The organism is Pseudoduganella sp. GW821-FHT11H04, assembly GCF_058807935.1.
In genome coordinates, this window is record NZ_JBXARE010000006.1 from 193,013 (window position 1) to 207,881 (window position 14,869).

At 59.8% G+C, this 14,869-nt stretch carries 19 protein-coding genes and 1 tRNA gene; 9 read left to right on the forward strand and 11 right to left on the reverse strand.

Annotated features, from left to right (window positions below):
- Positions 1–57 precede the first annotated feature (57 nt).
- Together AC1RTP_RS15680 and recQ are read left to right on the forward strand one after the other, a co-directional pair.
- Positions 58–891: an undecaprenyl-diphosphate phosphatase gene (locus AC1RTP_RS15680; protein ID WP_498608555.1), complete on the forward strand. Its 834-nt coding sequence runs from the start codon at positions 58–60 to the stop codon at positions 889–891.
- Between the two features lie 3 nt (positions 892–894).
- Positions 895–2,715 carry a DNA helicase RecQ gene (recQ, locus tag AC1RTP_RS15685; protein WP_498608556.1) on the forward strand — a complete coding sequence of 607 codons (1,821 nt, stop codon included), beginning with the start codon at positions 895–897 and terminating at the stop codon, positions 2,713–2,715.
- Between the two features lie 18 nt (positions 2,716–2,733).
- Here recQ and AC1RTP_RS15690 read toward each other — a convergent pair whose 3' ends face one another.
- Complete coding sequence (locus AC1RTP_RS15690; protein WP_498608712.1) at positions 2,734–3,654, reverse strand: helix-turn-helix transcriptional regulator; 921 nt, start codon at positions 3,652–3,654, stop codon at positions 2,734–2,736.
- A 203-nt stretch (positions 3,655–3,857) separates the two neighbouring features.
- On the opposite strand from AC1RTP_RS15690, the gene AC1RTP_RS15695 reads away from it, so the two are divergent.
- The gene (locus AC1RTP_RS15695; RefSeq protein ID WP_498608557.1) at positions 3,858–4,424 is read left to right on the forward strand and encodes a PEP-CTERM sorting domain-containing protein; all 567 of its coding nucleotides are present in this window, start codon (positions 3,858–3,860) and stop codon (positions 4,422–4,424) included.
- A gap of 53 nt (positions 4,425–4,477) precedes the next feature.
- Entirely contained in the window at positions 4,478–5,374 is an 897-nt protein-coding gene (locus AC1RTP_RS15700) for a DMT family transporter (RefSeq protein WP_498608558.1), read from the forward strand.
- Position 5,375: 1 nt separating this feature from the next.
- Here AC1RTP_RS15700 and trmB read toward each other — a convergent pair whose 3' ends face one another.
- Positions 5,376–6,056, reverse strand: coding sequence for a tRNA (guanosine(46)-N7)-methyltransferase TrmB (gene trmB, locus AC1RTP_RS15705; protein WP_498608713.1), 681 nt, complete (start codon positions 6,054–6,056; stop codon positions 5,376–5,378).
- 127 nt (positions 6,057–6,183) lie between these two features.
- On the opposite strand from trmB, the gene AC1RTP_RS15710 reads away from it, so the two are divergent.
- From AC1RTP_RS15710 to AC1RTP_RS15720, 3 genes are all read left to right on the forward strand, one after another.
- Positions 6,184–6,687 (forward strand): hypothetical protein, encoded by a 504-nt coding sequence (locus tag AC1RTP_RS15710; protein ID WP_498608559.1) that lies wholly within the window; start codon positions 6,184–6,186, stop codon positions 6,685–6,687.
- Between the two features lie 103 nt (positions 6,688–6,790).
- Positions 6,791–7,522, forward strand: coding sequence for a hypothetical protein (locus AC1RTP_RS15715; protein WP_498608560.1), 732 nt, complete (start codon positions 6,791–6,793; stop codon positions 7,520–7,522).
- A gap of 66 nt (positions 7,523–7,588) precedes the next feature.
- Positions 7,589–7,822: a hypothetical protein gene (locus AC1RTP_RS15720; protein WP_498608561.1), complete on the forward strand. Its 234-nt coding sequence runs from the start codon at positions 7,589–7,591 to the stop codon at positions 7,820–7,822.
- On the opposite strand, the gene AC1RTP_RS15725 is transcribed toward AC1RTP_RS15720, so the two are convergent.
- From AC1RTP_RS15725 to AC1RTP_RS15745, 5 genes are all read right to left on the reverse strand, one after another.
- Positions 7,819–8,313 (reverse strand): hypothetical protein, encoded by a 495-nt coding sequence (locus AC1RTP_RS15725; RefSeq protein ID WP_498608562.1) that lies wholly within the window; start codon positions 8,311–8,313, stop codon positions 7,819–7,821. The genes AC1RTP_RS15720 and AC1RTP_RS15725 overlap by 4 nt on opposite strands.
- Entirely contained in the window at positions 8,313–9,008 is a 696-nt protein-coding gene (locus AC1RTP_RS15730; protein WP_498608563.1) for a DUF4197 domain-containing protein, read from the reverse strand. Before AC1RTP_RS15730 ends, AC1RTP_RS15725 begins: the two co-directional genes overlap by 1 nt.
- A 106-nt stretch (positions 9,009–9,114) precedes the next feature.
- Positions 9,115–9,188: transfer RNA gene (locus AC1RTP_RS15735), tRNA-Gly, on the reverse strand.
- 44 nt (positions 9,189–9,232) lie between these two features.
- Positions 9,233–9,625 carry a YidB family protein gene (locus tag AC1RTP_RS15740; RefSeq protein WP_498608564.1) on the reverse strand — a complete coding sequence of 131 codons (393 nt, stop codon included), beginning with the start codon at positions 9,623–9,625 and terminating at the stop codon, positions 9,233–9,235.
- Positions 9,626–9,697: 72 nt separating this feature from the next.
- Complete coding sequence (locus tag AC1RTP_RS15745; protein ID WP_498608565.1) at positions 9,698–10,597, reverse strand: LysR family transcriptional regulator; 900 nt, start codon at positions 10,595–10,597, stop codon at positions 9,698–9,700.
- A 101-nt stretch (positions 10,598–10,698) separates the two neighbouring features.
- On the opposite strand from AC1RTP_RS15745, the gene AC1RTP_RS15750 reads away from it, so the two are divergent.
- Together AC1RTP_RS15750 and AC1RTP_RS15755 are read left to right on the forward strand one after the other, a co-directional pair.
- Complete coding sequence (locus tag AC1RTP_RS15750; RefSeq protein WP_498608566.1) at positions 10,699–11,133, forward strand: carboxymuconolactone decarboxylase family protein; 435 nt, start codon at positions 10,699–10,701, stop codon at positions 11,131–11,133.
- A 121-nt stretch (positions 11,134–11,254) separates the two neighbouring features.
- Entirely contained in the window at positions 11,255–12,841 is a 1,587-nt protein-coding gene (locus AC1RTP_RS15755) for a methyl-accepting chemotaxis protein (protein WP_498608567.1), read from the forward strand.
- 122 nt (positions 12,842–12,963) lie between these two features.
- Here AC1RTP_RS15755 and AC1RTP_RS15760 read toward each other — a convergent pair whose 3' ends face one another.
- From AC1RTP_RS15760 to AC1RTP_RS15775, 4 genes are all read right to left on the reverse strand, one after another.
- Entirely contained in the window at positions 12,964–13,527 is a 564-nt protein-coding gene (locus AC1RTP_RS15760) for a hypothetical protein (RefSeq protein WP_498608568.1), read from the reverse strand.
- The gene (locus AC1RTP_RS15765; RefSeq protein ID WP_498608569.1) at positions 13,514–13,903 is read right to left on the reverse strand and encodes a hypothetical protein; all 390 of its coding nucleotides are present in this window, start codon (positions 13,901–13,903) and stop codon (positions 13,514–13,516) included. The genes AC1RTP_RS15760 and AC1RTP_RS15765 overlap by 14 nt, the downstream gene beginning before the upstream one ends.
- A gap of 61 nt (positions 13,904–13,964) precedes the next feature.
- On the reverse strand, positions 13,965–14,222 hold the full coding sequence (locus AC1RTP_RS15770; RefSeq protein ID WP_498608570.1) for a hypothetical protein: 258 nt from the start codon (positions 14,220–14,222) through the stop codon (positions 13,965–13,967).
- A gap of 96 nt (positions 14,223–14,318) precedes the next feature.
- Positions 14,319–14,846: a hypothetical protein gene (locus AC1RTP_RS15775; RefSeq protein WP_498608571.1), complete on the reverse strand. Its 528-nt coding sequence runs from the start codon at positions 14,844–14,846 to the stop codon at positions 14,319–14,321.
- Positions 14,847–14,869: the final 23 nt, after the last annotated feature.

The window sequence follows — 14,869 nt, forward strand, 5'->3', positions numbered from 1 at the left end:
TCGTGCCCGCGTGGCATCCCGTCCGCCCTCCCTACCGACACTCTTAACAAAATCACAATGGATATCGTTCTTGCGCTGAAGGCTCTGATCATGGGTCTGGTCGAAGGTTTCACTGAATTCCTGCCGATTTCGTCCACTGGCCACCTTGTACTGGCGGGCAGCCTGCTGAACTTCACCGGCGAAAAGGCCAAAGTATTCGAGATCGCGATCCAGGGCGGCGCCATGGTTGCGGTGATTTGGGAGTACCACAAGAAGATTTGCGAAGTGTTGTTTGGCATGTTCCGCGAAGAGCGCGCGCGCCGCTTCGTCCTGAACGTGGTGGTGGCCTTCATCCCGGCCGCAGCACTGGGCTTCCTGTTCAGCAAAAAAATCAAGGCCGTGCTGTTTGCGCCAGTGCCGGTGGCGCTGGCCTTCATCATCGGCGGCTTCATCATCCTGTGGGTGGAGCGCAATGCCAAGAACAATCCGGTGGCCGTGCGCGTGCAGTCGGTCGATGACATGACCATGCTCGATGCGCTGAAAGTCGGCATCGCCCAGGTGTTCGCTCTGATCCCCGGCACCAGCCGTTCCGGCGCCACCATCATCGGGGGCATGATGTTCGGCCTGTCGCGCAAGGTGGCGACCGAGTTCTCCTTCTACCTGGCGATCCCGACCCTGCTGGCAGCTACTTTCTACTCGCTGTGGAAAGAACGCGCGCTGCTGTCCGTATCGGACGTGCCGCTGTTCGGCATCGGCTCCGTGGTGGCCTTTGTATCGGCCTTCGCCTGCATCCGCTGGCTGCTGCGCTACATCAGCACCCACACCTTCACCGTATTTGCCTGGTACCGCATTGTGTTCGGCATCGTGGTGATCATCTCCGCCTACTCCGGTCTGGTCGTCTGGGCCGAATAAAGCATGCCTGAACAGGACACCAGCCAACGCGCCCTCCACCTGCTCCAGACCGTATTCGGCTACCCAGCCTTCCGCGGCCAGCAGGGGCAGATTGTCGAACATGTCGGCAATGGCGGCGATGCACTGGTGTTGATGCCGACCGGCGGCGGCAAGTCGCTGTGCTACCAGATCCCGGCCATGATCCGGGACGGCGTGGGCGTAGTGGTGTCGCCGCTGATCGCGTTGATGCAGGACCAGGTCGACGCGCTGGCCGAAGTCGGCGTGCGCGCGGCCTTCCTCAATTCCACGCAAACGTATGAAGAAGCAGCGCGCATTGAACGCCTGGTGCGCACCAATCAGATCGACTTGCTGTACGTGGCCCCGGAGCGCCTGCTGACGCAGCGCTGTTTCGACCTGCTGCAGGATTCGCAGATCGCATTGTTCGCCATCGACGAAGCGCACTGCGTATCGCAATGGGGCCATGACTTCCGCCCCGAGTACATCAAGCTGTCGGTGCTGCACGAGCAGTTCCCGAATGTGCCGCGCATCGCGCTGACCGCGACTGCCGACCAGCAGACGCGCGCTGAAATTATCCACCGCCTGGCGCTGAACGATGCCGCGCAGTTCGTATCGTCCTTCGACCGGCCGAACATCCGCTACCAGATCGTCGAAAAGACCAACGGCCGCAAGCAGCTGCTGGACTTCATCACCACCGAACATGCCGGTGACTGCGGCATCGTCTACTGCCTGTCGCGCAAAAAGGTGGAAGAGACTGCGGAATTCCTGAACGAACACGGCGTACGCGCCATGGCCTACCACGCCGGCATGGAACACGCGAAGCGTGCCGACAATCAAGCCCGCTTCCTGCGCGAAGAGAACATTGTGATGGTGGCGACAATCGCCTTCGGCATGGGTATCGACAAGCCGGACGTGCGTTTCGTCTGTCACCTGGACTTGCCAAAGTCGATCGAAGGCTACTACCAGGAGACCGGCCGTGCGGGCCGCGACGGCATGCCGGCCAGCGCATGGATGTCCTACGGCTTGCAAGACGTTGTGCTGCAGCGGCGCATGATCGACGAGTCGGAAGCGGACGAGAACTTCAAGCGCGTCCTGTCGACCAAGCTCGATTCCATGCTTGGCCTGTGCGAGACCCTGAGCTGCCGCCGCATGCGGCTGCTGGAATACTTCGGCGAACCGGCCACCCCTTGCGGCAATTGCGACACGTGCCTGATTCCACCGGTGTCGTTCGACGGCACGGTGCCGGTGCAGAAACTGCTATCCGCGATTTACCGCTGCGACCAGCGCTTCGCCGCCGGCCATGTGATCGACGTGCTGCGCGGCGCCGAATCCGAGCGCATTCTCACCTGGCACCACGACAAGCTGTCGGTGTTCGGCATTGGCGCCGACCGCAGCGAGCAGGAATGGCGCGCCATCTTGCGCCAGGTGATTGCGCTGGGCCTGGTGACGGTCGACCACGAACAATTCAGCTCCCTCAAGCTGACCGACGCCGCGCGCCCGGTGCTGAAGGGCGGCCAGAAAGTGCAGCTGCGCCAATACCAGAAGCCGATCAAACAGAAACGCAGCAGCTCAGCACCGAAGGGCTATGAAGAGAGCAGCCTGGATGGCGACGAACAGCGCCTTTTCGACCGACTGCGCTCCTGGCGCATGGGGGCTGCACGCGAACACGGCGTGCCAGCCTATGTGATATTCAACGACGCTACCCTGCGCGAGATTGCCAAGGTGCGCCCATCCACGCTGGGCGAGATGCGAGGCATCTCCGGCGTCGGCGAGAAAAAGCTCGTCTCCTACGGCGACGAAATCGTCAGCCTAATCGCCAGCCTCTAAGAAATGTCCACCTTGGGGTCAGGAACAGAAGTGGACATTTCCTGCAGAAATGTCCACTTCTGTTCCTGACCCCAAGGTGGACATTACCTCTCGATAACGCCCTGGCGGTGCGCCTGCCGCTTCGCGGAAGCGGTGGGTGAAGTGGCTCAGGTCTGCGTAGCCGCAGGTTTGCGCGACTTGCTGCAAGGGCAGGCGTCCCTGCCTCAACAACCCTCTTGCGCGTTCGATGCGGCACGTTGCAATCCACGCCGACGGCGGCATGCCGAAACTGACGCGGAACATGCGGGCAAGGTGGTATTCCGACATGCATGCCAGTGTCGCCAGCATGCCCAGCGTGATGTTCTGGTCGAGGTGGGCTTCGATGTAGTCATTCAAGCGGCGGCGCACCAGCGGCGCCAATCCACCTCGCAAGCGTTGACCAGGCTTGCTCATTGACTGCGATAGCAACAGTTCGCTTAACGCCTCGTGTGTGATCTCGTTGGCGCGCAGCAGGCGGTCGGCGTCGTCCCAAGGTTGCTGCAGCAAGGCGCCGCACAGGCGCACCAGCTTTTCGTTCTCAAAATATGTGCGGTCCTGCAGTGTGAGCTCGCGCGGCTCGCGGTCCAGTTCCGCAACAGCGCGCTGGGTGAAGTGCTCGGGCATGAAGTAGATGTGCAGCATGCGCAATTGGCCGCGCACCACCCACTCCGAATCATGCCAGTCCGGCAGTGAGCAAAGCCGCTGCGGTGCGCCGTATTGGCCCGGCAAGCCTTCCCGCTCGACGCTGTAGCCGCCGCCAAGGTAGCAAGATAAGGTGTGGTGGCCAGGCTGGTGGTAGCCCGTAAGTGCCTCCTCCGTGCTGCGATGCCAAACTGCCGCCGCGAGCCCGTCACCGAGCCAGGCGAAGCGCTCCAGCGTCGCGTCGGTGCTGGACATGGTGCGGAATACCGCATGCGACATCGCGTCGCGCGGCACGGCTTCACCGAGTTTTCCAGAAAGGGGCTTCACGGCAAAAAGTCTAGCATGCAGCCTTTTTCGCTGCCTGCCGCCACCAAAGAACTGCGCAAGATCAGACAAGTGAAATTGCTTTAGGGAATTGTAATTCGGAAAATTGGCTTTTTTTATAAGATTCCGAAAAGCACTTTAACCTGAAAGGAGATGGAATGAAGAAATTTGCATGCCTCGCTGCCCTTGCCTTCAGCTTCTCGGCTGCACATGCGGCCCCGCTCACTCTCGACCTGACCAGCGGTACCTGGAGCAACGTCAATAACTCGGCGGTAGTTGATACATACACCGAGGCCGGCTTCCGCCTGCGCACGGTGCGGGCCGGCGACCATTTTGATCCGGCGTACATCAGCGATATCGGCATTCACAACGGCTTCCAGAATGGCGATGACGTGAGCTGGGTGCTCGACTTCTTCGGCGCCAGCTTCAGCCTCCTGAGCTTCAACCTCGCCGGCTTCGACGCCGGTGCAACATCGATCACGCTGACCGGCTCCAACGGCGCCACGCAAACCCTGTCCGGGCTGGGCGACTTGGCCATCAACGGCATGGGCGACGTGACCTCGGTCGTATTCAACATCGACCAGGATGGCGGCACGCAGGGCGTCGGCTTCTCCGCAATCAGCGTCGACAATGCGCCCGCGCAGCAAGTGCCCGTGCCAGGCTCGCTGGCCCTGCTCGGCCTCGGCTTGAGCGCGATGGGCTTCTCGCGCCGCCGCCAGAAGTAATCCGCAAGTTCAGACAACTGCCGGTGTGCTGAGGGCTGCACACTGGCAGGACTATGAATATTGCCCTCTACCTCACCACGGTGCTCATTTGGGGCACCACCTGGATCGCGATCAAATTCCAGCTTGGCGCTGTGCCGGCGCCGGTGTCGATCGCTTATCGTTTCTGGATTGCTTCGCTAGTGCTGATACTGATCCTGCTCGTGCGAAGGCAGCAAATCCTGCCGCCGCGCTCCGCCTGGCGCTACCTGCTGGCGCAGGGTCTTGCGCTGTTCTGCTGTAATTTCCTGTGCTTCTACTACGCCACCATGACGGTGCCAAGTGGGTTGGTAGCGGTGGTGTTTTCCACCGCGCCGATCTGGAATGCGATCAATGGCCGCATCTTCATGAAGCGTCCGATCCGGCCACAGGTGCTGGGTGGGGCGGTGCTTGGACTGGCAGGCATTGTGCTGCTGTTCCTGCCTTCGATGAAAGGGCTCTGGAACGACAGCGGCATGCTGTCCGGCCTGGGCCTCGCGCTGCTTGGTACGCTGTGCTTCTCGACCGGTAACCTGCTCTCGAGCCGCATGCAGGCGCTGGGCATGCAGCCCTGGCTGACCAATGCCTGGGCCATGTTGTGCGGTACGACGATCCTGACGATTGGCGCGCTGGCCCTTGGCATGCCGTTCAACTTCGACCCGAGCCCGCGCTACGTCGGTGCGCTGATTTACCTGGCCGTGCCGGGATCGGTGGTGGCCTTCACGGCTTACCTGATGCTGGTGGGGAGGATCGGGCCGGACCGGGCGGCTTACTGCACGGTGCTGTTCCCGGTGGTGGCGCTGACGGTGTCCACCGTCTTCGAGGGATACCAGTGGAGCAGTATGGCGCTGGCCGGGCTGCTGCTGGTGATCGGAGGGAATTTGCTGGCGTTCATGCCGGCGCGGGCGAAGGCCCAGGCGCCGGCGACTGCCTGAATTACTTCTTGGTGAAGACCAGGTCCCACACGCCGTGGCCCAGTTTCAGGCCGCGGTTTTCGAACTTGGTCAGCGGACGGTACGAAGGCTGCGGCGCGTAGCCTTCGGCAGTATTCTGCAGGGCCGGTTCGGCGCTCAGCACTTCCAGCATCTGCACCGCGTAGTCTTCCCAGTCGGTAGCCAGGTGGATATAGCCGCCCGGCGCCAGGTGCTCGCACAGGGTCTTCACGAAAGGCGACTGGATCAGGCGGCGCTTGTTGTGGCGCGCCTTGTGCCATGGGTCCGGGAAGTAGATATGCACGCCAGCCAGCGAATTGGCCGGGATCATATCGCGCAGAACTTCCACCGCATCGTGCTGGATCACGCGCAGGTTGGTGATGCCTTCATCGCCGATCATCTTGAGCAGGCTGCCCACGCCAGGGGTGTGCACTTCCACGCCGATAAAATCCTTCTCCGGCATGACCTTGGCGATGTGGGCGGTGGTGCCGCCCATGCCGAAGCCGATTTCCAGGATCACCGGCGCCTTGCGGCCGAAGGCCTTCTCGTAGTCCAGCGCTTCTTTCGTGTGTTCGACCAGGAATTGCGGGCCGAACTCTTTCAGGCCACGTTCCTGGCCCGTGGACAGGCGGCCAGCACGCGTAACAAAGCTGCGAATGCGGTGTTCGGTCGGGTCATAGAGCATTTTGCCCTTTGGCGTGGATTCGGAAGACATGGCTGAAAAGTGCTGGAAAAAGGGGCGATTATACCATTCCGTTTTTTGCGCCCGGCCTGCGATAATAGCGGGTCTTGTCCCTTAGGAAGCCCCTGAAATGGCCCTCGCACTGAATATCCTGATCATCGTCCTGGCGCTGGTAACGCTGTATTTCCTGCTCAAAGGCGGGCCAAAGGCAGACACGTCGCCGGTGGGCAAGCCAGTCGGCGGTTCCTACACCCCGCTGCCGCAGGGCGAAGCGGTGCACCATTGGACCGATGACGGCCGCTTCCAGCTGGAAGTGCTGGGCGAATCGCGTTATTCCGACACCATCCGGGAACTGGCCGGCGATCACGGCGACGCCGCTGCCGACACCCGCCTCAAAGCCCTGCTGCTGGCGGACGATAACAATCCTTACGAAGACAAGGCCGTTGCAGTCTTTCTCAATAAGGAGATGGTGGGCTACCTGGCGCCGAAAGACGCGCAAGCCTTCCGCATCATGCTGGCGCGCCAGGAAATCACCGGCCAGCTCACCTCTACCGACGCCGTGATCCGCGGCGGCCAGTTGTACGAAGGCAAACGCCTGTCCTATACCGTGCTGCTTGACGTTCATGTTGCGTAAATAGCACCAAGTAAATACCGCACCCCGCGCACCATTGAATGCACGGGGTGTTTGTGACATTATCGGCCACTTGTTGTTTTGATAATCAATAAGGGAGCCGTGAATGAAGACCAAGTACGCCTTGCTGTTACCTGCCCTGCTGCTCGCCGCCTGCGCCAAGAAAGCGCCAGAGCCGGTGTCCGCAGCGGAAGCCGCACCGGCACCTGCCGCCGCCGCTGCGCCCGCCCCAACTCCTGCGCCCGCACCTGCCCCGGCAGCAAACGCTCCCGCCGCTGCAGCCGCCAACGGCGGCCCGCTGCCAACTCCGCAAATCAACATGGAAAACCTGAGCGACGAGCAAAAGGAGATGGCCAAGCGCCAGGCCAAGCTTGATTATTCCAATATGGAAGACGGCTACATCAACGACGCCAACGCGCAATGGGCCCAGTCGGCCACCGCTACCTCGGAATACGGCGGCAGCAGCTACGTGCCTGCCAATGCCACCGGCAAGGTCGATGGCAAATACTTTTCGACTAAGAGCAGCGACGTCGGTTTCGATTCCCTGGAAGTGACGTTCGAGAAGCCGGTCAACGCTACCCAGTTGCGTGTCGCACTCACTGACGGCTACGGCCTGGATGGCATCACCAAGCTGGAATTGCAGGACACCGACGGCAAGTGGAACACCGTCTGGAGTGGCGTCCACACCGTCAAAGCCGACAAGCGCGGCGCCCGCACCTGGTTCGTGCAGCCGATCGAAAAGACCAGCTACAAGGCCAAGGCCGCGCGCATCACCAAGTCCAACAACATGACCAGGGACTACCTGTACGTTGACGCAGTGCAGCTGGTAGGTTCCTGACTGTAACTAACGACTCGCCTTGCCCAACAGGCGTATGATGGTTGTAGCTGCTTGCAGGAGGCAACCATGGAACGTGAACGGGCAAAGGCGGGCGATGCGGTGCGGCCCTTGGGCTGGCACCATAAGATGCTGGTCATCCGCACCACGCCAGGCCGCAGCGGCCTGGGTGATGACGACGACGTGATTTGCCGCTGGCACGACAGCGACGGAGAGCATCAGCAAACCTTCAAAGCAGGCCAGCTGGAAGTGCTTAACTCAGCAGCGCAAGCACGCAACCCGCGCCGCCGAACCCTGATTTAAATTCCTCCGCAAGCCACCGAGCTGCCATCGCGCGATGCCTGGCAATGATTCGCCTGGCCGCCGCACGCGACATTGTGGCCATCCGGCGATTGCTCACAGTAGTTAGCTTTGCCGCCGCAGGCCACGGCTTGTCCATTCGGCGACTTCTCGCAATACGATGCGGCGCCACCGCATGCCACCTTCTTGCCGTCGCCCGATTTCGTGCAGAACGAAGCTTCGCCGCCGCAGGCTACCTGCTGGCCATTGGTGGAGGTTTCGCAGAATGTCGCCCTGCCTCCGCAGGCAACTGCGCTACCGTCGCTCGACTTCTGGCAGAAGGCGGCCTGGCCGCCGCAAGCGACAGACTTGCCGTCGAATGAGACCTGGCAGTACGTCGCGCCTTTGGCCACGGTGACAGGGGCGGACGGCTGTGCATCTGATGGCGACGGCACGATGGCCACGCAGCCTGCGCACATCAAAGTGGCAAACAACGAGGTGATCGCCCGGATCATCACTTCAGCAGGCCGAAGACTTTGGCGATTGCCTTGCTGCCGTACGAGACAGGGTTCTCACGGATTTTCTTCTCTTCTTCGCCGATCATCAGGTACAGGCCATCAAGCGCGCGCTGGGTAACGTAGCCTTCCACCGTCGCCTGGTCTTCGCTGGCCAGGCCGTATTTGGTCGCGGAAGCCATCGCGGTGTTGAATTTTCCGGACAGCTTGGACTTGTCCGTCACGCCTTTCACGATCGGCTTGAATTTCACGCTCAACTGCGCCGCCGTTTTCTCCTTGAAGAAATCGGTGACGGAAGTTTCGCCGCCAGTCAGGATGGCTTTGGCATCGCTCAGCGACATCGATTTAACAGCATTCACCAGCAAAGGTTTCGCCAGCGGGACGGCTTGTTCAGCGGCGTGGTTCATGGATGCCTCCAGCTCATCCAGCTGCTCGCCATGGCCGGTCATTTCCAGCAGCGGACGGGCTTTCTGCAGCACGCCCGGCAGCTTGATGCGCACCGCATCGTTATTCAGAAAACCGCCTTCAACGCCCAACTTGCCGACAGCGGCCACCGAGCCCGCTTCCAGCGCAGCTTTCAGGCCACCGTTGGCTTCCTTGTCGGTCAGGGCATCCAAGGGGCCGCCTGCATGCACGCCGGCGGCGAGCGCCAGGCCGGCCAGCATTAGTGAAATATTTTTCTTGATGATGCTCATGGCGCTGCTCCTGAATGGAAATTGGAAAGTGTCACGAAGGGAGACGAATGTCTCCTTTGGGGAATCGATTGTCTCCCTTTCGGAATCGAATGGAAGCGAGGAAATCTGGAGCGGGTGATGGGAATCGAACCCACGTCTAAAGCTTGGGAAGCTGCCGTTCTACCATTGAACTACACCCGCGTGCCACGCATTCTATTCGGCTTTAGGCACTATTGGCAACCTTGCTAGGAGCGCCCGAACAGGCCGCCCAGGACAGCACCGAGTCCACCGCCATCTTGCGGGATCGTGCCATCCGGTGTGAGCTTATCGACTACTTGCGGCAGCAATTGCGAAAGGTGGCCGGCAACGTCCTGTGGGTTGATGCCTAGCTGGCTGGCGATCTGCTGCAAATGTTCGTTGCCCAGCACCGACTGCAGCTGGTCCGCACTGATTGGCTGGTTTTGACCGGTGCCGATCCAGGACGCGATCACGCCGCCCATGCCGCCCTGCTGGAACTGTGTCACCAATCCTTGCAGGCCGCCGATGCGCGGATCGTTCAGCATCGTGGTGACCGCTTCCAGCATTCCTTCGGGATGATTACCGCCCGAGAACTGGTTCAGCACATCGAGAATACCCATGGCACACCTCCTCAAATAAACGGACAGAATACCAACAGTAACACATCAAACTCAGCAATTACTTAGCGCGAGTCAGCGCCATAACGGATCATTCGCGAACAAGGCAGTGGCCCAATCGGTGAAGGCGCGTACGCGAGCCGACAGCCGCCGTGCGTATGGATAAACGAGGCTGATCTGCATGCTGCCCAACTGCCAGTCGGGCAGCACTTCCACCAGCGCGCCGCTACGCAAATGCGGCGCGGCTTCCGCGCGCGGGATGTTGAGGATGCCGAGGCCCGAAACACCAGCGGCGATGTAAGCGGCGGCGCTATTGAAGCGCATCGCCGGCTGCTGGTCGATGATGTAGCGCTGTTCGCCGCGCAGCAAGGTTTGTATGTGCTGACGGCCCGTTGCGGCAAATACGAAGCCGAGGTAACGGTGTGCGGGCAAATCCTCGACCGCGGCAAGGCGCGGAGCAGCGGCGAGGTAGCTCGGTGCTGCGCAAAGGCAGAAGCGCATATTGCCAAGCACCCGCGCGACCAGGTCCTGGTCCGCCACAGGCCCGCCGCGCAAGGCGCAATCAATCCCTTCCTGCACGATGTCGACGACCCGTTCGCCGCAGCCGATATCGAGCTGCACGTCCGGATAGCGCGCCGCAAAATACGGCAGCGCGGGGATGATGAGGGAGGTTCCGACGGGCGATGGCATTTCCACCCGCACGCGGCCACGCAAATCGTGGCGCGAAGACTCCAGGTCATCGAGGTCGTCGAGCAAGGCGCGGGCGCCTTCGTAATAGGCGGCACCGTCGGCGGTGGGCGAGACGCGGCGCGTCGTCCGGTGCAGCAGCTTCATGCCGAGGTGGGCTTCCAGGCCCTGGATCTGGCCGGAAATCGTGGTCTTGGGCACGCCCAGCGCATCCGCCGCGCCGACGAAACTGCCTACTTCAACGATGCGGCAGAAGGCGCGCATCGCGTCCAAACGGTCAAAAGCCATGATTAGCCGACTTTCCGTATATTCAAAACGCAAAAAGCCAGTTTATCCGCAATCTCGTCCGGACTAAAGTGGATTCATCACAACTCACGGAGGAATCCACCATGCTACGCATCGACTACTTCAAAGCCGCCCCAACCGCCATGAAGGCCATGATGGGCCTGGAACGCGCCGCCGCCGAATCGCTGCTGCCGCTCAAGCTGCGCGAACTGGTCAAGATCCGCGCGTCGCAGATCAACGGCTGCGCTTATTGCATCGACATGCACAGCAAGGACGCCATCAAGAACGGCGAGGAAGTGCGCCGTCTTCTGGTTCTCTCAGCCTGGCGCGAAACGCCTTTCTTCGACGAACGCGAACGCGCCGCCCTGCTGTGGACTGAAACCCTGACCGAGCTGTCGAAGCATGGCGCGCCGGACGAGGTGTACAGCTCGGTAGCCGCCCAGTTCAGCGAACAGGAACTGTCGGAGCTGACCTTCGTGATCGGCGCCATCAATGCCTGGAACCGCTTTGGCGTCGGCTTCGCGATGGAACTGCCATAAATTAAATCCGCGACAATAGTTTTGGCGGAAATACCACGAAAAGGCCACGCTTCCGAGCGTGGCCTTGCTTCGATCTGCTAGTATGTTCAGCGATATTTCCCAACTGAAACTAAGTGTCAACATGCGCAGCACACTCACCGCAGCCGAACGTGAAACCCTCCTCGAAGACGGCAAGCCAATCGTCATCACCACGGACCTGCAAGGCCGCCTGACTTACGCCAATTCGACCTTCATCACGGTCAGCGGCTATACCGACGAAGACCTCGCCGGACGCCAGCAAAAATCGCTCTACCACCCGGACATGCCGCGCGATGTCGACGAAGACATGCTGCGCACCACCTTGTCGGGCGAGCCATGGCGCGGCCTGGTCAAATACCGCTGCGCCGATGGCGGCTATTTCTGGTGCATCGCCAACGTTACGCCAGTGATCGAAAAGGAGCGCACCACCGGCTTCATGTCGGTCTGCACCAAACCAAAGCGCGAACAGGTCCAGGATGCGGAAGCCTTGTACCGCACCGTGCGCGGCGCCAATCCTGACGGCGTGCGCATTGCGCGCGGCAGCGCCGCCCCGCGAGGCTGGAAGAAGTACTCCAAGGCGCTGCGCGATATCTCGCTGACCCAGCGTATGACTCTCTGCTTCGGCAGCATGACGCTGCTGTCACTGTCGATGGCGCTGCATGCCGTGCTGCCCTACTCCACGACCGCATTACACGTGCAAGCGCTCTTGCTGGCTGGTGTCGCCCTGTACGGCTGGTACAACTTGCACCACGCGGTCGTGGCGCCGATCCAGGCCTGCATCAAAGCCACCCGCATTCTCGCCGGCGGCGACTTGACTACGCGCATGGCGGTGGATCGTCACGATGAACTGGGCCAGCTGCAAGCGTTTGTGCGTCAGCTGAACCTGAACCTGGCCTCGATTCTCGGCGACATCCGCGGCAACTTCGCGCTGACGCGCAGCACCACCACGCAAGTACGCACCGCCAACGCGGACCTGGCGGCGCGCACCGAAGCGCAGGCAGCCAACCTGGAACAGACCTCTGCGCATATGGGCCAGATCACCGGCACTGTGAGCCAGACTGCCGACAACGTAAACACCGCCAACGGCGTGGCGACCGAAGCGACCGCGCTAGCCGGACGCACTGGCGTGGCGGTCGCTCAAGTCGTGACAGCGATGGACGAAATCCGCCAGTCCTCGCACAAGATCGTGGATATCATTAGCCTGATCGACGGCATCGCGTTCCAGACAAATATCCTGGCGCTGAATGCAGCGGTGGAAGCAGCACGCGCCGGCGAAAGCGGACGCGGTTTCGCCGTAGTCGCCAGCGAAGTGCGCAACCTGGCGCAGCGCAGCGCGGCAGCGGCCAAGGACATCAAGGCCTTGATCGATACCTCGGCACACAAGATTGAAGACGGCGCCAGCGTGGCAACGACGGCCGGCAACGATATGGATGCGGTGATTGCCGCCATTGGCCGCGTAGCCTCCATCATGGGCGACATCCGCGGCGCAACGCGCGAACAGAGCGACGGCGTGAACCAGGTCAAGGACGCCATCGTGCAGCTCGACGAAGTGACGCGCCAGAACAGCCAGATGGTGGAGGAAGCATCCACCGCCACCGGGGTGCTGGACCTGCAAGCGCAGGCCGTGGCCAAGGCGCTGGAAGTATTCAAGCTGCCGCCGCAGAGCAGCGGCAAGGCCAAGCGCGCTTAATTTACCGAATCGGAATTATGCTGCCCGCGGCGCCAAGCCGTCGGCAGCTTCCGCCCCAACTCGGACCTTCGCGATTATTATCGAAATCGTCCCATTGCGGACCCTCGCAATTGGACTTGTAGCTAGTAGTCAGAGCCAAAGTCATTGATGGCTAATGGCATACCAAATAAGCTCTCCAATTTATCGGCATTGTTCCGAAGCCAGGATAAGGCATCCTCATCAAAATGGGCCACTTCGAAGAAGACCACAGAGCCCCGGTTTTCCTGAAGCTTCGCCTCAAATGAAACAAAGCCAGGACCCTTCGCCCTACGCATGAAACAGATCGACAAGCCTTCTGTGTTTTGAACGTCAATCGAGATTGCCTGGTGTTTTCGAGCTATGCCAATGGACTGCGAGCCAAAGTCTTTCCACGCAATTAGTTGCCAAGGCTTGGCATTTGCGCTGAGTTCGGCCACAACCGGTGGCACGCCATCGTAATTACTCCGGCCGGGGGGAATGGTGAATGGCCATGAAACGCTTTCGTCGAGAACTTCTACTTGAATCGTGCGCATCTGTTTCTTGAAGTCGATAGTTGAGCTTTGAAGCGAGTCGTCCGGTTCTGGCCGGGATCTGCCTGCTTCCTGGATATCACCGTGCCTGAAGCGGTTAGCCCAATATCGAAAGTGAAGCCTGTTAATCGGAGTCATCGTACCCGATATCAAGACGGGAAATTTCGAAATCGACATGTCCATCGCTCAGTGCCCCCATCTCGATCAAAAATCCTTGTACTTCGACCAGACCTTGGCTTTGATCAAGGACGCGTCCCCGCCCTCGATAAGCGTAGTGGCCGATGCGTTCGATCCACTCAGTGGAAAGTGCTTCCTTTTCTGCATCTGGCCAGTCTGAAAGGTATGTGGCAAGAACATCTGCGTCCAAGACACGCAGTCGATTTTCAATAATGTCACCGACCTTCAAATTACATGGGTGGCAAAACGCCACGAGTTCGCCTTTCGCACTGCGCAGGGTGACTGACGCAGACTCCTCATCTGGCGGGTCGATCAAAACCACAGTGAGCTTGTTCATTTCTTCAAGATGCGTTGCAGGTTAAAAATGAGATGGAAGTCCGCAATTGGCCGTACGTCGCCTATAAGGTTTTATTGTCTGGCTGTAGTACGGTCAATATCTCCTCGTGGAAGAGATCAGCCGCTGCATTTTCAGCACTCCAAGCCGGTGAACTGGAGAAGATCTGCTTGGCTTCGCGAAGGTCAACATTTAGCACAGAGCGAATTGCTTTGATTACTTCAATTGGAGAGACTTCATTCTGACGTAAGTCAGCCAATGCGAGCTCAAGGGGCCTCCCATGCGAAAGAGATTTTTCTAGAAGCTCAGTGGCGTTCACCATTTAGATCCTAACGTGCTCAAGGCTCTACTCCAAATGAAGATCAAGGGCTGCTGTTGGCCGATTACTTCCGTCGGAGTAGCCCAGAATTGACAGCAACTAAGGGCGTTCCCGCTCGATCTTTGCCGAATCTAGCAGTAGGTTCCAGATCTCTCGCTGACCTGGGCTGTGCAGATACGCATAAGGGATGTTCTCTCCATCCCTATAAACTTCGCCACCACCGCATTCGAAACACAAGACAAAGTCGTAAGTATGCCCATTCGAGACTACCCGTGCGCCATGCCTTGGATTAAAGCAATTAGCAAATACTTTGGGAACTGGCTGACGAATCCACTGAACCAAATTATCGGAAATCCGCTTTGCCTCGGTGCTCGATATCGAAATTTTACCCAAGGAAAACCAGCCTTGGAAACATGAGCCGGCACACTGCTCATCCGGAGCCTTGGCTCCCCATGATTTCGATGGCGACAGGGAAAAGACCTGTACGCTGTCCGCCTTGGCGATATCGGCAATAAGCGTGGCCTTACGAGAATCTGCATGAACATTCAGTGTCCAAACAGCACAGATCAAAAATAGAAGAATTCTTTGCACTCGGTTTCCCAATTCGTCTTCTAGTAACGCTTCCAAGTATATCTACGGGTGAAGGTTAA

Coding starts and splice junctions, on each gene's coding strand:
- AC1RTP_RS15725 (WP_498608562.1), bottom strand. CDS start 8,313: ATGATCCGGGCGATCACCTCGTTGTTTGCCACTTTGATGTGCGCAGGC.
- AC1RTP_RS15765 (WP_498608569.1), bottom strand. CDS start 13,903: ATGAACAAGCTCACTGTGGTTTTGATCGACCCGCCAGATGAGGAGTCT.
- AC1RTP_RS15755 (WP_498608567.1), top strand. CDS start 11,255: ATGCGCAGCACACTCACCGCAGCCGAACGTGAAACCCTCCTCGAAGAC.
- AC1RTP_RS15750 (WP_498608566.1), top strand. CDS start 10,699: ATGCTACGCATCGACTACTTCAAAGCCGCCCCAACCGCCATGAAGGCC.
- AC1RTP_RS15770 (WP_498608570.1), bottom strand. CDS start 14,222: ATGGTGAACGCCACTGAGCTTCTAGAAAAATCTCTTTCGCATGGGAGG.
- AC1RTP_RS15695 (WP_498608557.1), top strand. CDS start 3,858: ATGAAGAAATTTGCATGCCTCGCTGCCCTTGCCTTCAGCTTCTCGGCT.
- trmB (WP_498608713.1), bottom strand. CDS start 6,056: ATGCTCTATGACCCGACCGAACACCGCATTCGCAGCTTTGTTACGCGT.
- AC1RTP_RS15690 (WP_498608712.1), bottom strand. CDS start 3,654: ATGTCGCATGCGGTATTCCGCACCATGTCCAGCACCGACGCGACGCTG.
- AC1RTP_RS15720 (WP_498608561.1), top strand. CDS start 7,589: ATGGAACGTGAACGGGCAAAGGCGGGCGATGCGGTGCGGCCCTTGGGC.
- AC1RTP_RS15730 (WP_498608563.1), bottom strand. CDS start 9,008: ATGAGCATCATCAAGAAAAATATTTCACTAATGCTGGCCGGCCTGGCG.
- AC1RTP_RS15715 (WP_498608560.1), top strand. CDS start 6,791: ATGAAGACCAAGTACGCCTTGCTGTTACCTGCCCTGCTGCTCGCCGCC.
- recQ (WP_498608556.1), top strand. CDS start 895: ATGCCTGAACAGGACACCAGCCAACGCGCCCTCCACCTGCTCCAGACC.
- AC1RTP_RS15740 (WP_498608564.1), bottom strand. CDS start 9,625: ATGGGTATTCTCGATGTGCTGAACCAGTTCTCGGGCGGTAATCATCCC.
- AC1RTP_RS15680 (WP_498608555.1), top strand. CDS start 58: ATGGATATCGTTCTTGCGCTGAAGGCTCTGATCATGGGTCTGGTCGAA.
- AC1RTP_RS15745 (WP_498608565.1), bottom strand. CDS start 10,597: ATGGCTTTTGACCGTTTGGACGCGATGCGCGCCTTCTGCCGCATCGTT.
- AC1RTP_RS15760 (WP_498608568.1), bottom strand. CDS start 13,527: ATGACTCCGATTAACAGGCTTCACTTTCGATATTGGGCTAACCGCTTC.
- AC1RTP_RS15700 (WP_498608558.1), top strand. CDS start 4,478: ATGAATATTGCCCTCTACCTCACCACGGTGCTCATTTGGGGCACCACC.
- AC1RTP_RS15710 (WP_498608559.1), top strand. CDS start 6,184: ATGGCCCTCGCACTGAATATCCTGATCATCGTCCTGGCGCTGGTAACG.